We start from the raw sequence: 24,657 nt of genomic DNA, 5'->3' as shown, positions 1-24,657 counted from the left end.
GGAAGGTGTAAAATGAAAAAAGTAATGTTGGTTTTTGGAACGCGCCCAGAAGCGATTAAAATGTGTCCCTTAGTTAAAGAACTGAAACAGCATACTACTATTGAAACAGTAGTGTGCGTTACTGGTCAACACAAGGAAATGCTAGAACAAGTTTTAGATGTTTTTAAGATTATACCTGATTATGACCTAGGTGTCATGAAAACCAATCAGACACTATTTACAATAACAACATCTATTTTAGATAAAATACAATCAGTTTTAGATGAAGAAAAACCAGATATTGTTCTAGTTCATGGTGATACAACGACGACCTTTGTAACAGCTCTAGCAGCATTTTATAAAGGTATTAAAGTAGGGCATGTTGAGGCAGGCCTTCGAACTTATAATTTACATAGTCCGTTTCCAGAAGAATTTAATCGTCAAGCAACGTCTATAGTTTCTGATTACAACTTTGCTCCTACAGAGGTTTCAAAAGAAAACCTAGTGAGAGAAGGTCGAGAGAACATTTTCGTTACTGGGAATACTGTAATTGATGCCTTGAAGACTACAGTTCAAAATGATTATAGCCATCCTATTTTAGATTGGGCCAAAGGAAGTAAGCTCATTATGTTGACAGCGCATCGTCGTGAAAATCTGGGTGAACCAATGGAGCATATGTTCCGAGCGGTCAATCGTATTTTGGATGAATTCGAAGATGTGAAGGTGGTTTATCCGATTCATAAGAATCCCAAAGTTCGTGAATTAGCCAATAAAGTATTTGGAAATAATGAACGAATAAAAATTATTGAACCTTTGGAAGTGATTGATTTTCATAATTTCATGAACCAAAGTTATATGATTTTAACGGATTCAGGTGGCGTTCAAGAAGAAGCACCTTCGTTAGGCAAACCTGTGTTAGTGATGCGAGATACAACAGAACGTCCTGAAGGTGTCGCTGCCGGAACCTTGAAATTAGTTGGAACAAGTGAGGAAAACATCTATAATAATTTCAAGCGATTGCTGGAAGATCAAACTGAGTACAATAAAATGAGTGAAGCTAGCAATCCTTATGGTGATGGTACGGCTTGTAAACAGATTGTTGAAATTTTATTAGATAATTAGGTGAAATGATGTCTGTAATTGATTATAAAAAAATTAAGACCAACATTGTCGCGTTCGATTTCTTTGATACTATTGTTCATCGTGATTGTAATCCTGAAATTATTTTATTTAAGTGGGCCAAAGAGGTTTCGTGCTATTTAAGATTTTCGATTAGTTCATCTGTAATTTATCAAATAAGAAAGAAAATTGAAACTGAAAAAAAAAGTAATGGCTTAGAAGAAGTTGCTTATCAAGATCTCTTAGCTGAGCTTTATAATAGGTTAAAGAATCTTTCTAAATCAGAATATTTTCCTGATATTGAAGATTTTGTTGAGTTTTCGAAAGAGTTAGAAGTACTTTTAGAAATAGAGCATATTTATATAGATAATGAAATTTTAGATATTATAAAATTTCATTATGAAAATGGGAAAAAATTATACGTTATTTCCGATTTCTATGCCGATAGTAAGCTTATAGGTAAGATTTTGGAACATTTAGGTATAAAACATTATTTCGAAGATATTATAGTTTCTAGCGAATATAATGCACGTAAATCTAGTGGTAGGTTGTTTGAAAAATTCTTATCTATAACAGGACTGGAGCCTCACCAAGTAACTATGATTGGTGATAATTATATCTCTGACTTCGTTAATCCCAGTAATATAGGGTTAAACGCATATTTTAGAGAGTATACTCCAGTTGAAGATAGTTTAATTGACGATAAAGGACTTGAGAAACTTTATAAAGATGTTCTTTTTTCCGATGCCGAGAATGCTCCATTTAATGGATTCTTAGCAGACATTTTATATTTTGTTTCGAAATTACATGTTCAACTTACAAAGGATAGAGTGACCAAAGTTTTATTCTGTTCACGTGAAGGTCAGTTATTAAAGGAATTATTTGATCTTTATCAAAGTACTTTTTTACATAAGAATAAGATTCAAACATATTATTTTTATGTTTCAAGACGTTCAACGTTAATTCCATCTTTAACTAATCCTGATGTTGAAGATTTTGATATCATTTTTAGACAATATAAAAAAATTAGTTTAGAAAATTTTCTTCTGAATTTAAATTTTTCAGATGAAGAGATTAAACAGATAGCTGGTGATTTAAGAGTTGAAATTAAGGAGACTCTTGAAAAAAATTCCAAGCTTTTAGAGTTACTGAAATCCAACCCTGTTTTTCTTAAGAGATATATGTTTGAGAAATCAAAGAGCTCGAATTTTAGAGATTATGTGAATAGTTTAACTAGTGATGATACTATTTATTTGGTTGATATAGGTTGGAAAGGTACAATTCAAGATAATATTCAAAGGGCGTTATCTGATAAAATTATTATAGGGTATTATTTTGGTCTTAAATATCAAGATAATGATAACATTTCGAAAAAGAATAAGTTCGGTATAATGTTTAATGATTTTCCTGAGAAGACGGAGTTTTTTGATATTATTAGTAGAAATTATGAATTTTATGAGGATATTTTTGTAGCTGATCATGGCCCGACAATTGCGTATAAGTCAACTAATGGAAAAGTAATTCCAATCCTTGATAATGACCGGAAACATGTTAAAGTTTATGAAATGGTACATAGCTACCAAGAAAATATGATTACGGGATTTAAAACTTTATTGGAAGGGTATAGTAATTCTTGTAAACTTCCGTATGATTGTTATAATTTATTTATTATTAATTCTTTAAAAAAGGAATGTGTCTTCGCTCCTAAATTATTCCTTTTAAAGGAAAGATTACGTGATAATGTAATAGAAAATTTTGGTGAAGTTGTTATAAAAAAGAAAGTAAGACTTTCAAAGAAATCATTATTTCTTTTAAAGATGGACTTTCTTTGGGTCGATTTTGCATATATGGCTTTTTATAAGATAAGTTTTGGGAAAATTTTCTCAAAAATGTATTGTTATTTCGTCTTCTTTTTAAAACGCTTTATTTTGAAATTGAGAAATGGAATATAATAATGAAAGAGAAATCAATTAAAATTAATGCAATATTGAATGTTTTACTAACTTTGTCAAATATTGTTTTTCCTCTAATTACTTTTCCGTACATTTCTAGAGTTTTAAACCCCACTGGAGTTGGGGTAACTTCTTTTTTTACTTCAATCAGTAGTTACTGTACTTTAGTAGCATCGCTCGGAATTTCTACCTATGGTATTCGTGCTATTGCAAAGGTTCGTAATGATAAAAATAAATTAACTAAAGTATTTCAAGAGTTATTATTAGTTAATTTATTTATGGCAATCATTGTTTCAGTTTTACTATTGTTATTAGCAATGGGGATAGAACAATTAAGATCTGAAATGGCGTTGTTAGTCATTACTTGTGTTACTGTATTGGCTTCACCTTTTTCACTTAATTGGTTTTACAGTGGCATAGAAGAATATTCTTATATAACAAAAAGGTCAATCTTATTAAAGTTTATATCATTGATTCTTACTTTTTTATTGGTTAAAAAGCCCAACGATTATATCGTATATGCTAGTATAACTTTATTTTCTATATTAAGTTCCAATATCTTAAATATTCTTCAAAGTAGGAAATTTATATCTTTTAAATTAAGAAATGATCTTAAATTCAAACATCATCTAAAACCCATGTGGTATTTATTCGCATCTCTTTTGGCGGTAAATGTATATACAAACTTAGACACGGTGATGTTAGGGTTTATTAGTGGTAATTCAGCAGTCGGTCTTTATTCAGTTGCTACTAAAGTTAAATGGATTTTACTATCATTAGTTACTTCTATTAGCACTGTTTTATTACCTCGCTTTTCGTTCTATATTAGTCAGAAAGATATTTCAAAATTTAGAGAAGTTTTACGAGAATCCATTTCAGTGATTTTTTTAATATCAATACCATTAACTGTTTTTTTTCTAATCGAAGCAAGAGATAGTATATTACTTTTAGGAGGTAATAAATATCTAGATGCAACATTAACTATGCAAGTTCTAATGCCTATATTGTTAATTTCAGGCTTTTCAAATATTACTGGAAATCAAATTTTGATTCCGACAGGACGAGAAAAATATTTTATGCTTGCAGTAAGCAGTGGTGCATTTGTTAATTTAATATTAAATTTTTTGCTCATGCCGAAATATGGAATCTTAGGGGGAGGCTTAGCAACCTTGTTTGCAGAGATTACTCAGATGGTTATACAGGTTAAATACTCTATAGATTTCTTACAAAAAAGTATCTCTGTTAGCTCAATCTTTAAATTTATTATTTCAGCTATTATTTCAGCTTTAATATTATTATTAACTAGGTCACTTTTTATTTATAAGGATGCTCTTATTCAGTTAACTGTATCAGGCTTGTTGTTCTTTTTAATTTATGTTTCTTTACTTCTTTTACTTAGGGATAAAACAATAAAGAATGTATTTGGGAATTTAAAGTAGACTATATATAATAAAAAGTAAATTTTTTTCGTAAAGATCAAAAAGAGGTAATATATTGTTCGAATGAGACGATGTATAGAGGCAATCGTATGTGGCTTAGTTGAAGCTATTGTCGATTGTCTTTTTCGGGACTTTTTGTGTACACTTAAAAAGCAGCTCTATAATCTCTACAGTACTTTTACCCACTACAGAAATTATAGAGCCTTATTTAAGAGATTCCAATGGAATCTTTTTTTATATCCAAGAATAGTATCAGTTTTTCCTAGCATGGTACTGGTAAGCGTTTTCTAAAAGGGTTATAATAGGGATAAGTTAGTCAAGGAGGTGCTTTATGACCATTAAGGTGATTGCAACAGATATGGATGGTACATTTTTAGACGATAAAGGGAGCTATGACAAGGAGCGTTTTAGTCAGATTTTAGATGCTATGGATGCGCGTGATATGCACTTTGTCGTTGCATCAGGTAATAGTATGAGTCGCCTTAAACCCATGTTTGCGGAGACTTTTGACCGACTGCATTTTGTAGCTGAAAATGGTGGTCAGGTGGTTAGCTATGGCAAACTTCTGTGTCAGGAGTTCATGGCATTAAATGATGTTGAAAACTTGCTAAGCTATTTTAATTATGATTTGTTGGATAGGCCAACTATATTTAATGGTGCTCAAGGCTCCTATATGTTAAAAGGGTCTAGGGTCAATTTTGCTGAGATGATAACAGAAGAAGAGCAAGCCGCCATGGAAGCATCCATTCAACGTTTGAATGGGCTGGAGGATTTAGATGATGATTTTATCAAGATTACCATGTTGCTGAGTCCTGAAGAGGCTAATCGTGTTTCACAGGCTTTTAATCGTGATTTTGATGGCAATCTAGTTGCTGTTCCCAGTGGTTTTGGTGCTATTGACTTCATTCAAAAAGGCATGCATAAGGCTTGGGGACTCAAGCAGCTTCTTAAACACTGGGGCTTGTCTGAGTCCAATGTCATGGCTTTCGGTGATGGAGACAATGATCTTGAGCTCTTGCAAATGGCTGGCCACTCTTATGCTATGGAAAATGCCAGTCCAGCTATTTTACAAGTGGCTGATCAGATTGCTCCCCACCACAAAGACCAAGGAGTATTGACTGTCTTAGAAGATTATTTAGGATTGGTTTAAAGATAGGGTGGTAGAGTAATGAAGTTATATTTAATGAGACATGGTGAGACACTGTTTAATACGCAAAAGCGTGTTCAGGGCTGGTGTGACTCTCCCTTGACTGAAAATGGGATTTGGCAGGCAGAACAAGCGAAACAGTACTTTGCAAAGAAAGGTATTTCTTTTGATGCTGTCTACTCCTCTACGCAAGAGAGGGCGACTGATACGGCAAAGATTGTGGCGCCTGACTATTCGGTAACCCAGCTCAAGGGAATAAAAGAAATGAACTTTGGATCTTTTGAAGCTCAACCAGAGCACCTCCTCCCCAAACATCGACCAGGTTCACGATCCTTTGAAGATCTCTTGGTCCCATACGGTGGTGAAGATATTCGCGAGGTCGGTCAGAGGGTCTTGAAGACTGTGTTAGAGAAAGCAGAAGCACACACTAAAGATGGTGCTGAGAATCTCCTATTCGTCAGTCATGGGGCGGCTCTATGGGGATTAATCATTTTCATGGATTTGGCCTTTCCTGAAGGAGTGGGCTTTGGAAATTGTAATATTTGTGTTTATGATTATAACCAAGGTCAATTGGAGCTTCTTCAGGTGATTGATCCGATTTCTGGTTTAGAGGTAACATTATGAAAGAATTTTATTTAATGAGGCATGGACAAACACGGTTTAATGTTCAGCATAGACTTCAGGGGGTCTGCGATGCCCCTTTGACGGAAGTCGGGATTGAACAGGCTAAAAAGGCTGGTCAGTATCTAGTCAAGCAGGAGCCGATTTTTGATCATGTCTTTACGTCAACTTCTGAGAGAGCCAGTGATACTCTAGAAATTGTGACTGGACGAACAGACTATGAAAGACTTAAAGGTCTTAAGGGACAGGATTTTGGAGCTTTTGAGGGCCAGCCAGAGTATCTTACTCCTAAAACCTTACCTGATGGCCAAGGCTTTGGTGATTACTTTGTTCAATTTGGTGGTGAGAGTACGACCCAGGTTCGGGATCGTATGGAGTTAACTATTAGGGCCATCATGGAGAGTGTGGCCGATGGTTCTAAGTCCTTGCTAGTTAGTCATGGACCATCTATTTTGCAGTTCTGTAGACGTGTTTTAAATCCCGACCTAGATATTCGTGGTCTTAAAAATTGTTGCATCTTACATTTTACTTATGATAAAGGTCAATTTGAATTGCTTTCAGTATATAATCCTGTAGAAGAAGAGTATATCTATGGAGGCGAAGAATGACACGACTCTATTTAATGAGACATGGACAAACACTTTTTAACACACTTAATCGGATTCAAGGTTGGTGTGATTCTCCCTTGACTGAGAAAGGTCGGGACCAAGCTCGTCAGGTCCGTGCTTATTTTGAAAAACATGATATGACCTTTGATCAGTATTATTGCACGACAACCGAAAGAGCTTCTGATACCATTGAATTGGCGACTGGGCGTTCTGATTATCAACGTGTTAAGGGACTTAAAGAAATGCATTTTGGTATCTTTGAGGGTCAGCCAGAGTATCTTCATCCCAAGACATCTGTTGTGGGGCATTTTGGTGACCACTATGCCCAGTTTGGTGGAGAAAGTCAAGATCAGTTCGTTGCGCGTGTGGTTGCGAGTGCTAAGGAGATAGTAGATAAGCATCCTAACCAATCTATTTTAGCTGTTAGTCACGCTGGAGCCTTGATGACTTTTCTTCATGCCGTGGAGCCAGAGAGGGCCTTTGAGTCGTGTCCAGGCAATTGTGCCATCTTAGTTTTTGATTACGATGGATCTAGCTTCTACTTTGTCAAGCTGATTGATCCAATAGCTGATCAAGAGTTGGTGGAATTTTAGCGGCTTTCTACGATCAAAGATAGTAAGAAACCCTTTCTTAGTGTATAATGGAAGGGTATTTTAAATTTTGGAGTACCTATGAAATTTACAAAAAATCAGTTCATTTGGTTAGCTGTCCTCTTTTTCAGCTGTTTCTTGATTTATACTTACTGGGAAACCGTTGTTTCAATTTGTAACACTATTTACATTGCCAGTCAGCCCTTCCTGGTTGGAGCAGGGATTGCCTTTGTGGTCAATATCCTGATGTCTTTTTATGAGAAGCTACTGGTTAAGTTTATTCCATTTGGTTTTATCGCTAAGATCAAGCGTCCAATTGCTCTGCTCTCTGCATTGGCTACCATTGGTTTGGTCTTTACTTGGGTCGTATTCACTGTTCTTCCCGATTTGATTGACAGTATCAACACCTTGATTAGTCAAGACCGTTCAGCTATTAATAACTTGATTAATTGGCTGCTTAAAAACAAGTCCTTGCAAAAGATTATTCAAGATCTTGGTGGTGTGACACAGGTTAGAGAGCTAATCAATAGCTACAGTGCTCAGTTGCTTCAACAAATCATGAATGGTTTGACAAGCTTCTTGACTTCGTTAACGAGTCTACCATCAACTTTGATTAATCTCTTTATTAGTATCGTCTTTTCTTGCTATGTTTTGGCTGGGAAAGAAAAACTTGGAAATCAGGTCAATCGTTTGGTAGATGTCTATTTAGGACGTTATGGTAAGACTTTCCACTATGTGGTTGCTATTCTCAATAATCGCTTCCGCAATTTCTTTGTTTATCAGTCGATTGAGGCTTGTATCTTGGGAACCTTGTGTTATATTGGGATGCGTATCTTTGATTTTCCATACGCTGCGACTATCTCTATCCTGATTGGTTTTTCAGCTATGATTCCAGTTGTAGGGGCCTATATCGGTGTGACGATTGGTACCATCTTGATTATGACGCACTCTGTGACCTTGGCACTTTTGTTTATTGCCTACGTGGTTATTTTGCAGCAGTTTGAAGGAAATCTCATCTATCCTTATGTGGTTGGTGGCTCTACCGGACTTCCTGGTATTTGGGTTATCTTCGCTATCACCATAGGTTCTGCCTTGGGTGGTATCTTGGGCATGTTGGTTTCTGTGCCAGTAGCCGCTACCCTTTATCAGATTGTTAAAGATAATGTTGTTAGGCGAGAAGAAGCCAAAGCAGCAAATACTATTGAAAATAATGATTAATTAAAACAGACTTGGGTCTGTTTTTTTCGTACTATAGTATCAGATGTCAATAAGATAGTATAAGTGTAATCGTTTTCTAAGTGTTATACTATTAGTATATTAAACAAGACGAGGAGATAAAAGATGACTTATACATTTCCAAAAGAATTTCTCTGGGGTGGTGCAACAGCTGCCAACCAATTTGAAGGTGCTTATAACTTAGATGGCAAAGGATTGTCTGTGCAGGATGTGACGCCAAAGGGCGGTGTTCCACTTGAACCTGGGTCTTTGAATCCTTTGATTACAGACCAACCAACACCAGATAATCTAAAGCTAGAAGGTATAGATTTCTATCACCGTTATAAAGAGGACATAGCACTTTTTGCAGAGATGGGCTTCAAGGTCTTTCGTATGTCAATTGCATGGTCTCGTATTTTCCCAAATGGTGATGATGCTGAGCCAAATGAAGCTGGTCTAGACTTCTATGATAAAGTCTTTGATGAATTGGCTAAGTATGGCATTGAACCGCTTGTAACCTTGTCTCACTATGAAACACCTCTAAACTTAGCACGTGAATACAATGGATGGACAAATCGTAAATTGATTGGTTTTTATGAAAACTATGTCCGTACAGTCTTCACACGCTATAAAGATAAGGTCAAATATTGGTTGACCTTTAATGAAGTGAACTCTGTTCTACATGCACCTTTCATGTCAGGTGGTATTGCGACACCTATGGAAGAGCTCTCTAAACAGGATCTTTACCAAGCAGTCCACCATGAATTAGTCGCATCAGCTTCAGCAACCAAGATCGGACATGACATCAACCCTGATTTTAAGATTGGTTGTATGGTTCTTGCCATGCCTGCCTATGGTATGACAGCTAATCCTTTGGATCAGTTGGCTGTTCACGAGTTTGAAAATCAAAACTATCTCTTCTCAGATATCCATGCGCGTGGGAAATATCCAAACTATATTAAACGCTATTTTAAAGATAATGGTATTGAAATACAATTCTCTCCTGAAGATGAAGAAATCTTGAAAAATACTGTTGATTTCATTTCATTCTCTTATTATATGTCTGTGGCAACCGCATATAATCCAGAAGACTATACGATTGGTAAAGGAAATATTATGGGTGGTGTTGAAAATCCCTACCTTGAGAAATCTGAGTGGGGTTGGGCTATCGATCCAATCGGTCTTCGTTTAGTTTTGAATGACTTCTATGATCGTTATCAATTGCCATTGTTTATCGTCGAAAATGGTTTGGGTGCTAAGGATGTCCTTGTTGATGGTCCTGATGGTCCAACAGTTGAAGATGATTATCGTATTGATTACCTTCAAAAACACTTGATTCAAGTAGGTGAAGCTCTTCAAGATGGTGTGGAGCTTTGGGGCTATACGACTTGGGGACCAATTGATTTGGTCTCAGCTTCAACGGCTGAACTCAGTAAGCGTTATGGCTTCATCTACGTTGATCGTAATGATGATGGTAGTGGTAGCTTGGCTCGTTATAAGAAAAAATCATTAGCTTGGTATAAGTCTGTTATCGAAAGTAATGGTGAAGCTCTTTACAAATAGAAAATCGTTAAGAATCTCAGCAAAAGCTCGAGATTCTTATTTAGTATTTGGGTACAACATTGATAAATAAGTATTTCGGCGAATATATTTGCATATCGAGTATTAAACTACTACAGAATGCAATTTATGTTAATTAACACATTTTCTGAAAAAGTGGTAGAATAAAAGTGTGAAAACGTTCTTATATTTTCTGAAGAAGTAGCTAGTCTATTTCTTTGCTTTTCCTACTTAGATGGAGGTAACGATAATGAATGATTTGAAAAAAGTTCTCTTGGCTGGAATCGGATTGACTGCTATGACAGTAGATAAAGCTGATAGTTTTGTCAAAGAGTTGGTTGAAAAGGGGCGCTTGACTGTTGAAGAAGGTAAGGAACTGGAACAAGAGCTCAAACGTCAAAGTAAGGAAGAAGCTCAAGAATTTTTGAATAAACTTGATGCTAAGAAATCTTCAGTTGAGTATGCGACTAAGGATGACGTGAAACGTCTTGAAGAAAAACTTGACGCTTTGCTCAGTCAAAATAAATAAAATGTAAGGAGACTAAAATGGCAAGTAAACGATTGAGACATGTGTTGAAGGTTTTCTCGTCAGTTGGTCTCCTTTCTTATCGTGAAAAACACCTTCCTCAAGATCAACAGACAACACCTGTCAAGCTACGCCAAGCCTTTGAGCAATTGGGACCTAGTTTTGTTAAAATTGGTCAAATCCTATCCACACGCTCTGACCTTTTGCCAGAGGCCTATATCAGAGAATTATCAAAACTCCAGAGCTCAGTTCCTCCCTTGAATAAAGAGGAAGTCATGACTGCCATTAGGCGAGAATTACCCAGTGGGCTTTCTGACAGTTTCCTTGATTTCTCGGAAGAGCCCTTGGCTTCTGGTTCTGTAGCTCAGACCCATAGGGCTAGATTGTTGTCTGCTCAGGAAGTGATTGTAAAAATTCAGCGACCTGGTATTGATGAGGTCGTTAAGGAAGATATTCAGCTTCTCATTAAGCTTGCACGCCATATTCCAAAGCACTTTATACCTATGGTCGATGTTCAGGAGGTTTTGGAAAATCTGCGAGAAACCCTAATTAAGGAACTTGATTTCAGAAATGAAGCAGAGGCCATGAAGCGTTTTAAGGCAAATAACAGGGCTGTTGCTTGTCTAGGTGTCCCGGAGGTCTATGATTCCTTTACGACGCCACACCTCATAGTCGAAGAGTACATCGATGGGATTCCACTTAATGACTACAGCCAACTGATTGAGGCTGGCTATGACCTGGAAGATGTGGGTAAGAAACTAATGCTGTCATTTATCAAGCAGGTTTTCAAAGATGGCTATTTTCATGGTGACCCTCATCCTGGAAATCTCTTGGTACGTGATGGCAAGATTTGTTTCATTGACTTTGGTATTATGGGTGAGTTAGAAGTGGGGATGCGTGCGTCCTTAAATGACATCCTATATAGTTTTACTGCTCAGGATGTTGACGGCATGACTAAGGCTATCTTGTCAGTCACCCAGTTTGATAATGGCCTAAACCGTGCGGTTCTAAGTCAGGATGTCGAGCAGATGTTGGGTCGTTATTCTGGTGTTGACTTGGGAAGTCTATCGATGACAGATTTGCTAGAGGATTTACTGGCTATTTTCCAGAAGAACCATCTTAAAGCCTCGTCTCAAATTACCATTTTGGAGAAGGCTTCGCTTCAAATCGAAGGTATTTTCCGAGAGTTGGCCCCAAATATGGATTTGATGACTTTGGCCAAGGATTATTTCCTAGAAAATATGGGCCCTGATATGCTTAAGCAGGCCCTGAATAAAGAGAGTATCTTGATTGAACTCTTTTATCTGATTCGCAATGGGAAAAATATTCCGCGTCGCCTGCATCAGCTCTTGGAGCAGATTTTAAACGGACGAATTGTGGTAAACCATGATTTTATTAACTTTTCAGGTCGAATTAAAGTCTTTGAGAAAGTTTTAAATAATCTGGTTTTAGCCTTGCTGACATTGGGATTTCTACTTTCCGGTGCCCTTTTGGCCAATAAATCAGGTTTTGAAAATCTTGCCTGGCTATTTCTTGGACTTGGAACTTTTCTAGCTTTAATCACGGTAGTGCGTATAATATTTAAGAAAAAAGGATGAAGTATGATTGAAACAACTAGGCCCGAGCTTGTGGCCTATCAAGAAGAGCGTTTAGCCAAATTTGTGAATGAAAATCAGAAGTTAGACAAAGGCCAAATTGTTTTTGCAGGGGACTCCATCACGGAGTTTTTTGCGTTGAAAAAATATTTGGGTCGAGATTTTCCCTTGATAAACCGTGGGATTGCAGGAACAGACTCAGTTTGGCTTTTAGAACACCTTAAAGAGCAAGTTTTAGATTTGGAACCCAGTAAATTGGTACTCTTGATTGGTATTAACGACATCGGAAGGGGTTACCCCATTCGAGATATTGTCAATCGTATTTCCGATATTATCATGACAGTTCGTCAGGAATCTCTCCTTACTGAGGTCTATTTGCTGAGTGTTTTTCCAGTTAGTGAAAAATCACAATATGCTTCTAAGGTTAAGATTCGAAATAATGCAACTGTCCGTGAACTGAATCAACAATTAGCTGTTCTACCTGGTGTGACCTATGTTGATCTTTATGATTACCTGACAGATGCCCAAGAACAGTTAAATGACACTTACACAACGGATGGTTTACACTTGAGTCCACAAGGTTATCAAGTCCTAGCAGAACCAATCAAGAAGGAGATTTTAGAATGAAGGTAGGCTTAGTCCTTGAAGGCGGAGGCATGCGTGGCTTATACACTGCTGGTGTTTTAGATGCTTTTTTAGAAGCTGGAATCAAAGTAGACGGCGTTGTATCAGTATCAGCTGGAGCGCTTTTTGGTGTTAATTACCTTTCTAACCAGCCCAAAAGAGCCCTTCGCTACAACAAACGATTCATGGGAGACCGTCGCTACATGAGTTTCTGGTCATGGCTGACGACCGGTAACTTCGTTAATAAGGAGTTCTCCTATTATAAGGTTCCAATGGAGTTAGACGTTTTTGATCAGGAGGCCTTTGCTGATTCGGGCGTTCCCTTCTATGTGGTTACTACAGATATTGAGACCGGCAAACCAGACTATATCAAGATTGACCATGTCTTTGAGCAGATGGAAGCTCTTCGTGCAAGTTCCGCCCTACCTTTGGTTTCTGAAATTGTCGAGTACAAGGGTAAACGCTACATGGATGGTGGACTGTCTGATAGTCTTCCCATTGATTTTATGGAAAATTTGGGCTTTGACAAACTCATTGTCGTTCTGACGCGTCCTAAGGGCTACCGTAAAGAGCCATCTAAAACGAGTAAGCGGATCTACAAGCTCTTTTACTGCAAATATCCTGAATTCGTTGATGTGGCATCAAATCGCCATATCCACTACAATAAGAGTATTGAAAAGATTGAGGCTTTGGAAAAAACTGGCAATCTTTATGCCATTCGTCCAGCGCATGCGCTTGAAGTTGGTCGATTGGAGAAGGATCCTGAAAAATTTGAGGCCATCTATCAAGAGGGATTGGAACAAATGCGAAATGAGATGTCTCATCTCAAAACATTTCTTGGAGACAACTAAAAACGTGCTCGGTTGAGCACGTTCTTTTAGTTATTGATTTGTCGAGCTTGACGGCGTTCTTTGACTTTTTGACGACGTCCTTTTTCATTAAGGTAAATCAAGTAGAGGAGACCAACTGGGATAAGGCATAGCAACCAGAAATAAACTGGGAGTTGGCCATTATTTGTTGCTTTAGTAGCCTTTTTATCTTTTTGGTTACTTCCAAAATCGAACCATCCCTTAACTTTAGTTGCCTTAACAGAAGTAGCCTTGATCTTAGGTGATACTGGCTTCAGACCATTATCAATAACAATTTGGTCATCTTTAACAGAGATTTTAGGGTCTTTGCCTTTTTTGACTGTGGCGTAGACATCTTTTTGGACATTGTATTTTTTACCGTCGATTTCTTGTTCACCCTTGCTAAGAACTTTCTTGTAAGAGAAATCTTTATACATTTTCTCAACGAGAGCATTACCAAAGGTATGGCGGATTTCTTCACCTGTTTGGTCAGACCAATCACCAGAACCCATGATAACAGCAATCATACGTTGATCACCACGCTTGATAGTATCAATATAGTTGAAGGCACCTTCTGGGCTTGATCCTGTCTTCAAACCATCAACCCCATCAATTCCGTATTTAGCTCCTGGAATAGAGTAGTTGTAAGTCTCGAAGGTTTCCTCATAAGGTGTTCCCTTTTTAACTGTGACAACAGGTTTGCTAGTGTATTTGAGAATGTCAGGGTATTTCTTGATGAAGTTATAGGTCATGATAGCCAAATCACGTGCAGTTGTTTGGTTGGTTTGGTTGTTATCATAACGTTGAGGACTGTAGTAACCTTTGAAGGCAACAGCAACGGCACCAGAAGCGTTAAACCATTTGGTATTGGTCATCCCTAGCTCTTTAGATTTTTCATTCATCATGTCAAGCCATTTATCAGGATCATTATTGGTCAAGTAGTTGGCCAGCATCACGGTTGTAACGTTAGAGGAAGGCACCGCCGTCATAGTGATGAGTTCTGAAACCGTATAATCAACCCCAGCAACAATCTTGTTGTTGGAAATTTCGTAAATATCGGCAATAGCTTGGTCGGTTGGAGTAGCTGTGATAACAGTATCTTCAGAAATCTCTCCTTTAGACATAGCTTCAAAGACCAAATAGAGTGTCATGGCCTTAGACATAGAAGCAGGGTCACGCACCTCATCAGCATTTTCTTCCCAGAGGACATCTCCGGTATTGCCATCAATTAAGAGGGTTGATTTGGGGCGATAGGCCTCAGTGGCTTCAGTATAACCAGCAGCGCGTGTGATATCCATCAATTCGTCTGCACTAGACAAACTCGGTGCTAGAGCTAGACAAGCTGCTAAAAGGACGGCAACAATTTTCTTTTTCACAATGTGTCTCCTTTAATATCTATGGGGTTCTGTAGCTGGCAGAACCTATTTCTATCTATTAATAACATTTGCCTGTCAAAACCCTAAATTCAGTAATGACAAACACCTTCATTATAACATATAAAAGTTAGAGTTTTCCTAACATTCGGTATTTTAATGTAATTTTTAGATTCGATTGAATGTTAAATAAAATATAGTTGAAAGCAGAAAAAAAAACGAGCTTACTTGCTCGTTAGTTTTCATCTTTTATCGTTGTTACTTGGTGGTAAATCATGAACCAGGTTTCATTTCGACGCCAGATACTAGTGTGGAAATTTCCTCCCAACTCATAACTAATTAATTTCGTTTTTTGGCTGACAGATGTCATCTTGAAGCTGTCAAAGTTATTGAGAAGTGGTTGTTGATTAGCAATGACTTCTTCACGAGTGTAGTGATGACCATTTTCATCGATTAAGTAGAAGTCAGGTGCCAAGAGATTTTCATAGTCAGGAATTTTTGACAGAATAATCTTTTCATTACGAGAGAGTTTGTGAAGGACATTGCCATAAATTTCGTCTTCGGGAATGGCAGCGGGCTCTACGTGGACATCAGTGTCGTAGACAGAGAAACGCTTGCTGAGGACCTCCTCGATTTGTTCGGTAATGGCATGACTCTCGTAAACAGAGAGGTCAGGATTCATCTCAACCACAATATCAAGATAGACGTTGCTACCATAAGAACGGCCACGTTGCTTCTTAACCTTAGTGACTTTTGGAATCTCAAGAATGGCTTTTTCATAGGCCTTGAGGTTTCTCTCGTCGAAACCGTCTGATAAACTAAAGGTTGCTTCCATGAAGATATCATAGGCTGTCTTTAGGATGAAGAAGGTAATGATAATAGCAGTAATATAGTCAATAATCGTCAGGTTGAAGGATGCTGCAACGATAGCGATTGAGGTACCAATAGAAGTTACAGCATCGGAGAGATTGTCCTTGGCAGCAGCAATCAAAGCACTAGATTTTAGCTTTTTAGCAAGTCTTTTATTGTAAAAGTAAACGCCACACATGACGATAGCAGATAGGATACCAACAGTGGCACCAAGTGGATCAACCACAGTTTCCTCTCTTAGAAAAATCTTTCGGACTGTTTGAATGAGGACCTGGAAACCTACCACGAACATGATAAAGGAAGTGACTAGGCTTGATAAGTCTTCAATCTTCCAATGACCAAACCTATGATCTGCATCAGCTGGTTGACTAGCTAGGTGCAATCCAATGAGTAGGGCAACGTTCCCTAAAATATCTGACAAGTTATTGAAACCATCGGCAATCAAAGAGCTAGAGTTTAAAAAGTGTCCAGCTAGAAGTTTTGCAATGGTAAGAAGAACGTAGGCGGCGATGCTGACAATAGGACCTCGTCTGGCTGCTCTTAAATTTTCATACGTAGTCATAGGGTTACCTTTTCTGTTAAGATACAAGTTTAAATTATAGCATAAAACTATAACGAGTTAAAGGTTGTAAGCCCTTTAAACTTGTGGAGTCACTCATTTTTTAAACTTTATAGAAAATGCCTCGTATTCAGGATGCTTTTTCAGTATTTTCCGAATATTCCCTACAAATTATGGTATAATTTAGGGTGTAAAACAGTCTAAAAAGAGGTTTTTATGGAACATTCGACATGGCACAAGCTTCTGAAAGAGGAACTGCCAGATCATTATTTTTCAAAGATAAATCAGTTTATGGATCAGGTTTATAGTCAGGGAACGGTTTATCCGCCACGTGAAAAGGTTTTTAATGCCTTGTTGGAGACTCCATTTGAAGAAGTGCGGGTGGTAATTCTTGGTCAGGACCCTTATCATGGGCCTCATCAAGCACAGGGACTATCCTTCTCAGTACCTGATAGCCTTCCTGCTCCCCCGTCTTTGAAAAATATTCTTAAGGAGTTAGAGGAAGATTTGGGTCCTAGACCCTTTCATGATTTAACTTCATGGGCTGAGCAGGGGGTGCTTTTGCTTAATGCCTGTCTGACGGTTCCAGCTGGTCAAGCCAATGGGCATGCTGGTCAGGTTTGGGAACCATTTACAGATGCTGTGATTAAGGTTCTCAATCAAAAGGATACTCCTGTTGTCTTTATACTTTGGGGTGGCTATGCTCGTAAGAAGAAGGCTCTGGTTACCAATCCAAAGCATGCCATTATTGAGAGTGCCCATCCGAGTCCTTTGTCGGCCTATCGTGGTTTTTTTGGCAGCAAGCCTTTTTCAAAAGCCAATGCCTACCTTGTATCTCAAGGCCAATCCCCAATTGATTGGTTGAAGTAAAATAGAAAGTTGGAAGATTATGTTACTGATTAAAAATGGTCGTGTTGTAGACCCTAAGTCTGGTTTGGATACGCAAGCTGATGTTCTTGTTGATGGTAAAAAAGTCGTTAAGATTGCGGAAAACATCGAAGCTGGAGATGCTCAAGTCATCGATGCGACTGGTCTTGTGGTTGCTCCTGGTTTGGTGGATATCCATGTTCATTTCCGTGAGCCAGGTCAAACCCACAAAGAAGACATTCATACTGGCGCCTTGGCAGCGGCTGCCGGTGGTTTTACAACAGTTGTCATGATGGCTAACACTAATCCAACGATTTCAGACAAGGAAACCTTGGAGGAGGTCTTGACTTCAGCAGCTAAGGAAAATATCCATGTTAAGTCTGTTGCGACTATTACAAAGAACTTTGATGGTGAAAACATCACTGATTTCAAGGGCTTGCTTGAGGTTGGTGCTGTCGGATTCTCAGATGATGGTATTCCATTGACCAATGCTGGTATTGTCAAAAAAGCCATGGAACTTGCTAAAGAAAATAATACCTTTATCAGCCTTCACGAGGAGGATCCTGATCTAAATGGTATTCTCGGTTTCAATGAAAATATTGCTAAAAAAGAATTCCATATTTGTGGGGCAACTGGTGTAGCTGAGTACAGTATGATTGCGCGTGATGTCATGATTGCTTATGATACACAAGCACATGTTCATATTCAACACTTGTCAAAAGCTGAATCTGTAAAAGTGGTTGAATTTGCCCAAAAACTTGGAGCGCAAGTTACTGCCGAAGTGGCACCGCAGCATTTCTCTAAGACTGAAGACCTCTTGCTCTCAAAAGGTGCTAATGCCAAGATGAACCCACCACTTCGTTTGGAATCTGACCGTCAGGCCGTTATCGAAGGGTTGAAATCTGGAGTTATCTCAGTTATTGCCACAGACCACGCGCCACACCATGCCGATGAAAAGAATGTCGATGATGTGACTAAAGCACCATCAGGAATGACTGGTCTTGAAACATCTCTATCTCTTGGATTGACCTACTTGGTTGAAGCAGGTCACTTAAGTTTGACGGAACTCTTGAAAGTAATGACTAGCAACCCATCTGATCTTTATGGCTTCGATGCCGGTTATTTGGCTGAAAATGGACCAGCTGACCTTGTAATCTTTGCGGACAAGGAAAAACGTCAGGTCACAGCAGACTTTAAGTCTAAGGCGGCTAATTCACCATTTGTAGGCGAAGAGCTTACTGGCAGTGTTAAATACACTATCTGTGACGGTGAGATTGTTTATCAAGCCTAAATAAGGGATCAGAGCAGGGCACATCGAGACACTTGGTGTTGCACCTGCTTTTTTAATCTTTGAAGGAGCAAAATGATGAAAAAGATACTGAAAGGTCTTGTTAAATATGTTACTTTAACTGTTTTGTTAGTCTGTTTTCTGCCATTGTCTTTGCATCACGTCAAAGCTGATGAGGTAGAGTATAGTCTCCCTTCCTATGTTGGTCATCTTTCAATTCATGATGATGGTAATGCGACATTTACTCAGGAAGTGACTTATGATTTTGATAGTGATTATAAAGGTCAGTATGTAACCTTGGGGAAAATTGGTGGTTATTCTATTATGGATGATCCCAAGGTTTCAGCAACTGTAAATGGGAAAGAAAAAACAGATATTACAGTTGAAAAAACAGACTCCTATGAAGGTGTTAAACTCAAAGTTTATAATTCAGGTTCAGATGGTGATAGGGTTGTCCTCAAAGTTACTTGGCAGATCCAACACCTATTGAATCTATATTCAGATATTGCAGTTTTAAATTGGTTTCCTATTTCTGATTGGGATAAAGGATTTGGACAAGTTGACTTCACAGTTGATGGTCTGGATGCAAGTCAAGGAGAGCTTTACGCTCACGCTGGCTATTTTGGAAAAGACCCACAGGTTAAGCGTACTTCTACAGGTTATCAGGTTCATGTAGACAATTTACCAGCATCAGGTAAATTGGAATTACACGCCTACTGGCCGATGACCAGTGCTTTACGAGAAAATAATCAGGCTTACTTATTAAATAAGACGAATAAGGCAGACTTTCTAAAAAAAGAAGCAGATATCAAGAAATCTAAAGAAAACTTTCGACGCATTTTTTATGTCATCTTACCACTTGTGATCTTAAGCTTTGTTCTTATTGGTATTTTCTGTTACCTCATTGTTCTTTATAGCACTAGGATGCCTTCTTTCCCTCGAGATGCCCGTCTTTATGAAGCCCCTCAAAATTTAGCACCTTTGGTCCTAGCCAAGAATGTTTATAATCAGTCGTTCGACAAAACAGGTCTAAAAGAAGAAACGGGTCCTCTGAAGTTTAAATATATGGTACAAGCTACCATCCTTGATTTGATTGATAGAGGTCATCTCACCTATAGACAAGAAGGTGATAGTAATATTCTGACACGTATTGAAAAGGAGGTGCTCTCTTCATTTGAAGTGTCTTTCTTGGATATGTTGTTTGATGGTCGCATGGAAATTAGAGATACGGAAATGTTCTCGCGCTATTATCTTGATAAAGATGGCTTAGAAAAACAATTTAAGAGTGCTAGAACAAGCTATGAGCGTGAAGCAATACGTTCCCAAGGAAAACGTGTCAAATATCAATTCACTAATGACGGCTATCAAGTAGCAAAAGGCGTAGAAAAAGAGGAATTTGCGCTTGGACTTCCTAAAATTTATAGAGATTTTAGTCCGAAAGAAAAGACATTTAACATATTGGGAGTAGCAGCTTTGGTACTTTCAATGGTGCTTTGTATTCTTTCAACCTTGTTCTTATTTGCTGCCTTTGGATCAGGACTAGGTTTTTACTATATTCTTGGTCTTCTACCTATAGCAGGAGTTACCATTTTATTCTGGTACTTAGTGAAAAGACGTCGTCAGAGATGTCTTGATGCAACTCAAATTTCAACCTATTACCAGTGGCATAGCTTTAAAAATATGATTAAGAGTATTCCTAGTTTTAAAGAATCCGAACTAGAATCTGTTATCCTTTGGAATCGTATCTTGGTTTATGCGACACTCTATGGACAGGCGAAAAAAGTTAGTGATGTGTTAAAACGTTACAACATCCACCTCAGCAATCCATCTCTAGATGAGTTTACTTATTCAGCAGCACCGTTTATCATGATGAATAATGTCAATTATCTAGAATCTTACGTTTCTGCCTCAGATAGCGTAAGTAGCTTCTCTATCAATTCGAACAGTGGTAGTGGCGGCTTTGGAGGCGGTGGCTTCTCTGGTGGTGGCGGAGGAGGCGGAGGCGGTGCCTTCTAAGCTACACTAGTCGGAGTTTACTATTTGTAGAGACACTCAGTCTATATGATTTTGGGTGTCTTTTTGTATGTCGAAGAATTATCTTCGTTCAAAAATGCTAGGAAGTTTGAGAGTGAAGAGATAAAAAGCAACAAAAAAAGAGCCACCGGCTCTTTTTCAATATCATCTTAATAACCAGGTTCAAAGATTTCAATTATTTGAGTCAGATAACCTGCATGTAAACCGATACGATAGTCAACATTTGGCAAAGTCTTAACCAACTCATTCAGTTCTTTATCTTTGCTAACCTTATCAGCCAAAACTGGCAATTCAACGACAAGGAGTTGTGAGTGATCTAGTTGAAGGTAACTACTGTTGACCTTGATATCAGGACGAAGTAGTTTAAATATCGCTTTATCCGAAGCTTGGAGCAGTTGATATAAATCTAAGTCAGGTAAAGGAATCTCACCAAACTGAGGACTGATATTAATGGAGATATCGACATGCGACGCTCTCATTTCCAAAATACGATTTGAAAGAAAACTTGCTATTATTGGATTGCTAAGCTTATCCAAGTGTTCTTGAGTCTCTGGATTACCAATGCTAGCATTGTCCGTTTTATAAATTTCAAGTAGGCTAGTAGCTTTGGCGGTATCTTCATTTTCCAAGGCAAGAGAAACGTCCTTGAGATTTTTTTTGAATAGGTCGAAGGATTTTTGCTTTTGCGTGATAATTTGGATAAAGGATTTGCTGTAGTTAGTCATAGTTCCCAACAATTTATGACGTTCTTTGTTCAGCCTATCAATAGATTGTTGGTGGATAGCCTGGTTCCAATTGTAAAAATCCCATAGTAGTAGAGCAATATATAGAACAAAGATAACAGAACTATTGGGACTGACCTTGAAAATTATTTCAAATAAATTTTTAGGGTCATTGGCTGTTGGAAGAATGCTGTTAAGACCATGGATAACAGTAAAGAAGACATAATAGACAGCAAGGAAGGCAGTGCTTCGCAACCAGTTACGTCTAGCCCAAGCCTCGTCAAGACTACTCATCTGACTTAGGTCTACAGCGAAGATTTTAAGCATTAGGTAAATGATTAATGGAGCTAAGATGTAGGTCAAGATATGTAAGTTAGTGTCGAGGGTAATATCACCTTTGATATGTAAGACGTGAGGGAGAATGACAATTGAAAGTAGTCGTGTAGCCATATCAAAAAGGATAGTTGGATAAAAAGCGTAAAGCAATCGATGATAGAAAGAACGCTCTTTGACAAGGGCCAAATCAGCAACAAGGAAGAAAAGAGGATCTATAACGATTTTTACGAGACTAAAATAGGATGCTGCAGCTACATAGGACAAAAATAGAAGTAAGAGGTGTCCTCGCAGTGGCTTAACCTTAGACATAGTCTGGTAGAGGTACCAAATAGAAATGAAACTAACAGCCTGTAAGAGAGGATTGATAATATTAGTAATCATTGTAACCTCCTTTTGTCATGTCAATCTCGATTTGTAAGCGGTAAATACCAGCACGTGTATTTGAAACAATGTTAACGTTTGGATATGTGGATAGGATGCTGTTGACGCGTTTTAGTTCGGGATCAGAGAAATCAGATGTAATGGCAGAATCTTCTTTAGTGCTTGAACTTTCAACGACAAAGTGTTGACTATCCTCATCTTTAAAATAAGCATAGCTAAGGTATTTCTGTTCACTATCTTGTGCTTGGACAATGACATGATCCAAGATCGTTGAAAGGCTATATACCCAATCTAAAGGATAAATAGGATAAACGGTAATGGGTTCTGGGACCTCCATACTAACCCAAACATCCAATTCTTTTGCCTTTAGGAATTTAGCTTCAAAGATGACTCGCAAATCAGGAAGTTTAATATTTTCAAGTTTATCTCGATAAAAATGATCAATCTTCTTATCTAATGGATTCGGAGTCAGCAAGTAGTCAATTAACTCCTGAGCTTCCTCGTTTTGTTTGAAACGGATGATATCGTAGAGATTTTCAGCTTCGTCCTTGATAAAGAGCTCTTGGCTAGTCTTTTTCTGGTACCAAGTATTGATGTTCTGGCTTGATTTTTGAAGAAGCTGAGAATGTTCCTCTTGAGCTTCTTGTGTTTGTGCACTGAGGTCCTTTCTATAGAGATTAACCTGTCCAGATAGAATCAGAGCTGTAATAATAAGAAAGGCAATAGTAAAGTGAATGTTTGTTGAAAGAAGTTCAGAAGCAAAGTAGATAAAGGCTAGGCCACAAAGGGCGACAGAGGTTGATTTGTACCAAGGTCTCGCTTTATCAATTTGCATCATTCGAGAGTAGTCCACTTGAAGAAGGGCACTTTGGGCAAACCATAGTAAAAACGCAAGAAAAAGTATAAATGGACCAGCATAATAATAATCTAGGACAGAAGGGAAAAAGATTGGAATAATCAGGAAAATGACCAGTCTCACCATTAAGGCAAAGGTGAAAGGTATAAAGAAAGTCTCCAAAATGGTATGTCTCAGATTTTTGTAAGATTTGTTAGCTAGAAGAAGTACAAGTCCAATAAAACCGGATTTTGGAAAGGAAATACCAAAATAACTAGAGGCAAAAATTGCTAAACCTGCTAAAATAAGAATCCAGTATCTAAGGGGTCTCTGTGTGGTCACTTTGAAGATAACAATTTGTAAAATAAAAGCTATACATGCCGTAAGCCCGTGAACGATGACGTCACTCAATGTCCAATATTCTCCTATTCGGGTAAAATCTATACAATTATATCATAATGCGCTTAAAAAAAGCATACGGATTGCCTATAAGTGATAAGGTTGTAAGGCTTTTCATCTTTCAAGCATATTTCTTGCTCATTAAGTTTTTTTAACCTATCCTAGATGTATAGAAAAATTTCGATAGAGGAGATCGATATGGTAAAACTTTCTAAAGAGACACATCTTGAGATGTTCACTAAAATGGAACGTATTCGTGAATTTGATTCACGTATTAATAAATTGGTTCGTCGTGGTTTTGTTCAAGGGATGACTCACTTTTCAGTTGGTGAGGAAGCAGCCAACGTTGGTGCTGTTCAACACTTGAGCTATGACGATATCTTCTTTTCAAATCACCGTGGTCACGGACAATCTATCGCCCAAGACATGGATTTGAATAAAATGATGGCAGAACTTGCTGGTAAAGCAACCGGTGTTTCTAAGGGCCGTGGTGGTTCTATGCACTTGGCAGACTTTAAAAAAGGTAACTATGGTACTAATGGTATCGTTGGTGGTGGTTACGCTCTTGCCGTAGGTGCAGCCCTCACTCAGCAATACAAAAAAACAGGAAACATTGTTGTGGCATTCTCTGGAGATGGCGCAACCAACGAAGGTTCATTCCATGAGTCAGTCAATATGGCAGCTACTTGGAAATTACCTGTTATCTTCTTTATCATCAATAACCGTTATGGTATCTCAATGGATATCCATAAGGCTACAAATACACCTCACCTTTATACACGTGCGGAAGCTTATGGCATTCCTGGTTTCTACTGTGAAGATGGTAACGATGTTTTGGCTGTATATGAAACAATGGGCAAGGCTGTTGAGCATGTCCGTGGTGGCAATGGTCCTGCTATCGTTGAGGTAGAATCTTACCGTTGGTTCGGTCACTCAACTGCCGATGCGGGTGTTTACCGTACTAAGGAAGAAGTTGACGAGTGGAAGAACAATAACGACCCTATTATTAAATACCGTGACTATCTCGTTGCTGAAAATATCGCAAGCGCTGAAGAGTTAGATGCTATCCAAAGCCAAGTTAAGGCAGAGGTTGATGCAGCTTATGAGTTCGCCCAAAATAGCCCAGATCCAGAACTTTCAGTTGCCTTTGAAGATGTATGGGTAGACTAA

General features: G+C 38.1%; 21 protein-coding genes. 17 read left to right on the top strand and 4 right to left on the bottom strand.

Annotated features, from left to right (window positions below; translation table 11 throughout):
• Positions 1 to 12: 12 nt before the first annotated feature.
• From wecB to NST80_RS05240, 13 genes are all read left to right on the top strand, one after another.
• Positions 13 to 1,101: a UDP-N-acetylglucosamine 2-epimerase (non-hydrolyzing) gene (gene wecB / locus NST80_RS05300; RefSeq protein ID WP_004182576.1), complete on the top strand. Its 1,089-nt coding sequence runs from the start codon at positions 13 to 15 to the stop codon at positions 1,099 to 1,101.
• An 8-nt stretch (positions 1,102 to 1,109) separates the two neighbouring features.
• Positions 1,110 to 3,050, top strand: coding sequence for an HAD-IA family hydrolase (locus NST80_RS05295; protein ID WP_004182575.1), 1,941 nt, complete (start codon positions 1,110 to 1,112; stop codon positions 3,048 to 3,050).
• 2 nt (positions 3,051 to 3,052) lie between these two features.
• Entirely contained in the window at positions 3,053 to 4,489 is a 1,437-nt protein-coding gene (locus NST80_RS05290) for a flippase (RefSeq protein WP_004182574.1), read from the top strand.
• Positions 4,490 to 4,820: 331 nt separating this feature from the next.
• Positions 4,821 to 5,639 (top strand): Cof-type HAD-IIB family hydrolase, encoded by an 819-nt coding sequence (locus tag NST80_RS05285; protein ID WP_049554298.1) that lies wholly within the window; start codon positions 4,821 to 4,823, stop codon positions 5,637 to 5,639.
• 18 nt (positions 5,640 to 5,657) lie between these two features.
• The gene (locus NST80_RS05280) at positions 5,658 to 6,260 is read left to right on the top strand and encodes a histidine phosphatase family protein (RefSeq protein ID WP_004182572.1); all 603 of its coding nucleotides are present in this window, start codon (positions 5,658 to 5,660) and stop codon (positions 6,258 to 6,260) included.
• A complete protein-coding gene (locus NST80_RS05275) occupies positions 6,257 to 6,865 on the top strand; it encodes a histidine phosphatase family protein (RefSeq protein WP_004182571.1) in 609 nt (202 codons plus the stop codon). The genes NST80_RS05280 and NST80_RS05275 overlap by 4 nt, the downstream gene beginning before the upstream one ends.
• Positions 6,862 to 7,458: a histidine phosphatase family protein gene (locus tag NST80_RS05270; protein ID WP_004182570.1), complete on the top strand. Its 597-nt coding sequence runs from the start codon at positions 6,862 to 6,864 to the stop codon at positions 7,456 to 7,458. The genes NST80_RS05275 and NST80_RS05270 overlap by 4 nt, the downstream gene beginning before the upstream one ends.
• Before the next feature lie 78 nt (positions 7,459 to 7,536).
• Positions 7,537 to 8,673, top strand: a complete 1,137-nt coding sequence (locus tag NST80_RS05265) for an AI-2E family transporter (protein WP_004182569.1) — start codon at positions 7,537 to 7,539, stop codon at positions 8,671 to 8,673.
• A gap of 123 nt (positions 8,674 to 8,796) precedes the next feature.
• Positions 8,797 to 10,233: a glycoside hydrolase family 1 protein gene (locus NST80_RS05260; protein ID WP_118171821.1), complete on the top strand. Its 1,437-nt coding sequence runs from the start codon at positions 8,797 to 8,799 to the stop codon at positions 10,231 to 10,233.
• A 247-nt stretch (positions 10,234 to 10,480) separates the two neighbouring features.
• Entirely contained in the window at positions 10,481 to 10,759 is a 279-nt protein-coding gene (locus tag NST80_RS05255; protein WP_004182567.1) for a hypothetical protein, read from the top strand.
• Positions 10,760 to 10,776: 17 nt separating this feature from the next.
• On the top strand, positions 10,777 to 12,354 hold the full coding sequence (locus NST80_RS05250) for a lipopolysaccharide core heptose(II) kinase RfaY (protein WP_045001760.1): 1,578 nt from the start codon (positions 10,777 to 10,779) through the stop codon (positions 12,352 to 12,354).
• A gap of 3 nt (positions 12,355 to 12,357) precedes the next feature.
• Positions 12,358 to 12,978: an SGNH/GDSL hydrolase family protein gene (locus NST80_RS05245; RefSeq protein WP_004182565.1), complete on the top strand. Its 621-nt coding sequence runs from the start codon at positions 12,358 to 12,360 to the stop codon at positions 12,976 to 12,978.
• A complete protein-coding gene (locus NST80_RS05240) occupies positions 12,975 to 13,826 on the top strand; it encodes a patatin family protein (RefSeq protein WP_004182564.1) in 852 nt (283 codons plus the stop codon). Before NST80_RS05245 ends, NST80_RS05240 begins: the two co-directional genes overlap by 4 nt.
• Before the next feature lie 26 nt (positions 13,827 to 13,852).
• Here NST80_RS05240 and NST80_RS05235 read toward each other — a convergent pair whose 3' ends face one another.
• Both NST80_RS05235 and NST80_RS05230 read right to left on the bottom strand, forming a co-directional pair.
• Entirely contained in the window at positions 13,853 to 15,199 is a 1,347-nt protein-coding gene (locus NST80_RS05235; RefSeq protein ID WP_014633166.1) for a DUF1958 domain-containing protein, read from the bottom strand.
• A 232-nt stretch (positions 15,200 to 15,431) separates the two neighbouring features.
• Positions 15,432 to 16,628 carry a cation diffusion facilitator family transporter gene (locus tag NST80_RS05230; protein WP_014633165.1) on the bottom strand — a complete coding sequence of 399 codons (1,197 nt, stop codon included), beginning with the start codon at positions 16,626 to 16,628 and terminating at the stop codon, positions 15,432 to 15,434.
• A gap of 213 nt (positions 16,629 to 16,841) precedes the next feature.
• Between NST80_RS05230 and NST80_RS05225 the strand changes: the two genes are divergently transcribed.
• The 3 genes from NST80_RS05225 (at position 16,842) to NST80_RS05215 (ending at position 20,796) form a co-directional block, all read left to right on the top strand.
• Positions 16,842 to 17,495, top strand: coding sequence for a uracil-DNA glycosylase (locus NST80_RS05225; protein WP_013990636.1), 654 nt, complete (start codon positions 16,842 to 16,844; stop codon positions 17,493 to 17,495).
• A 19-nt stretch (positions 17,496 to 17,514) separates the two neighbouring features.
• Positions 17,515 to 18,783 (top strand): dihydroorotase, encoded by a 1,269-nt coding sequence (locus tag NST80_RS05220; RefSeq protein ID WP_004182559.1) that lies wholly within the window; start codon positions 17,515 to 17,517, stop codon positions 18,781 to 18,783.
• Between the two features lie 75 nt (positions 18,784 to 18,858).
• Positions 18,859 to 20,796 (top strand): DUF2207 domain-containing protein, encoded by a 1,938-nt coding sequence (locus tag NST80_RS05215; protein ID WP_004182558.1) that lies wholly within the window; start codon positions 18,859 to 18,861, stop codon positions 20,794 to 20,796.
• 167 nt (positions 20,797 to 20,963) lie between these two features.
• Here the strand turns inward: NST80_RS05215 and NST80_RS05210 are convergent, their stop codons facing one another.
• A complete protein-coding gene (locus tag NST80_RS05210; protein WP_183138210.1) occupies positions 20,964 to 22,253 on the bottom strand; it encodes a hypothetical protein in 1,290 nt (429 codons plus the stop codon).
• Positions 22,243 to 23,499, bottom strand: a complete 1,257-nt coding sequence (locus tag NST80_RS05205) for a membrane protein (protein ID WP_004182556.1) — start codon at positions 23,497 to 23,499, stop codon at positions 22,243 to 22,245. Before NST80_RS05205 ends, NST80_RS05210 begins: the two co-directional genes overlap by 11 nt.
• Before the next feature lie 186 nt (positions 23,500 to 23,685).
• Between NST80_RS05205 and NST80_RS05200 the strand changes: the two genes are divergently transcribed.
• Positions 23,686 to 24,657: a thiamine pyrophosphate-dependent dehydrogenase E1 component subunit alpha gene (locus NST80_RS05200; protein ID WP_004182555.1), complete on the top strand. Its 972-nt coding sequence runs from the start codon at positions 23,686 to 23,688 to the stop codon at positions 24,655 to 24,657.

This window comes from Streptococcus sp. FSL K6-1323 (assembly GCF_038630745.1).
Taxonomy (GTDB): domain Bacteria; phylum Bacillota; class Bacilli; order Lactobacillales; family Streptococcaceae; genus Streptococcus; species Streptococcus salivarius_D.
The sequence above is the reverse complement of the archived record's forward strand: the minus strand, read 5'-3'. Positions and strand labels throughout refer to the sequence as shown.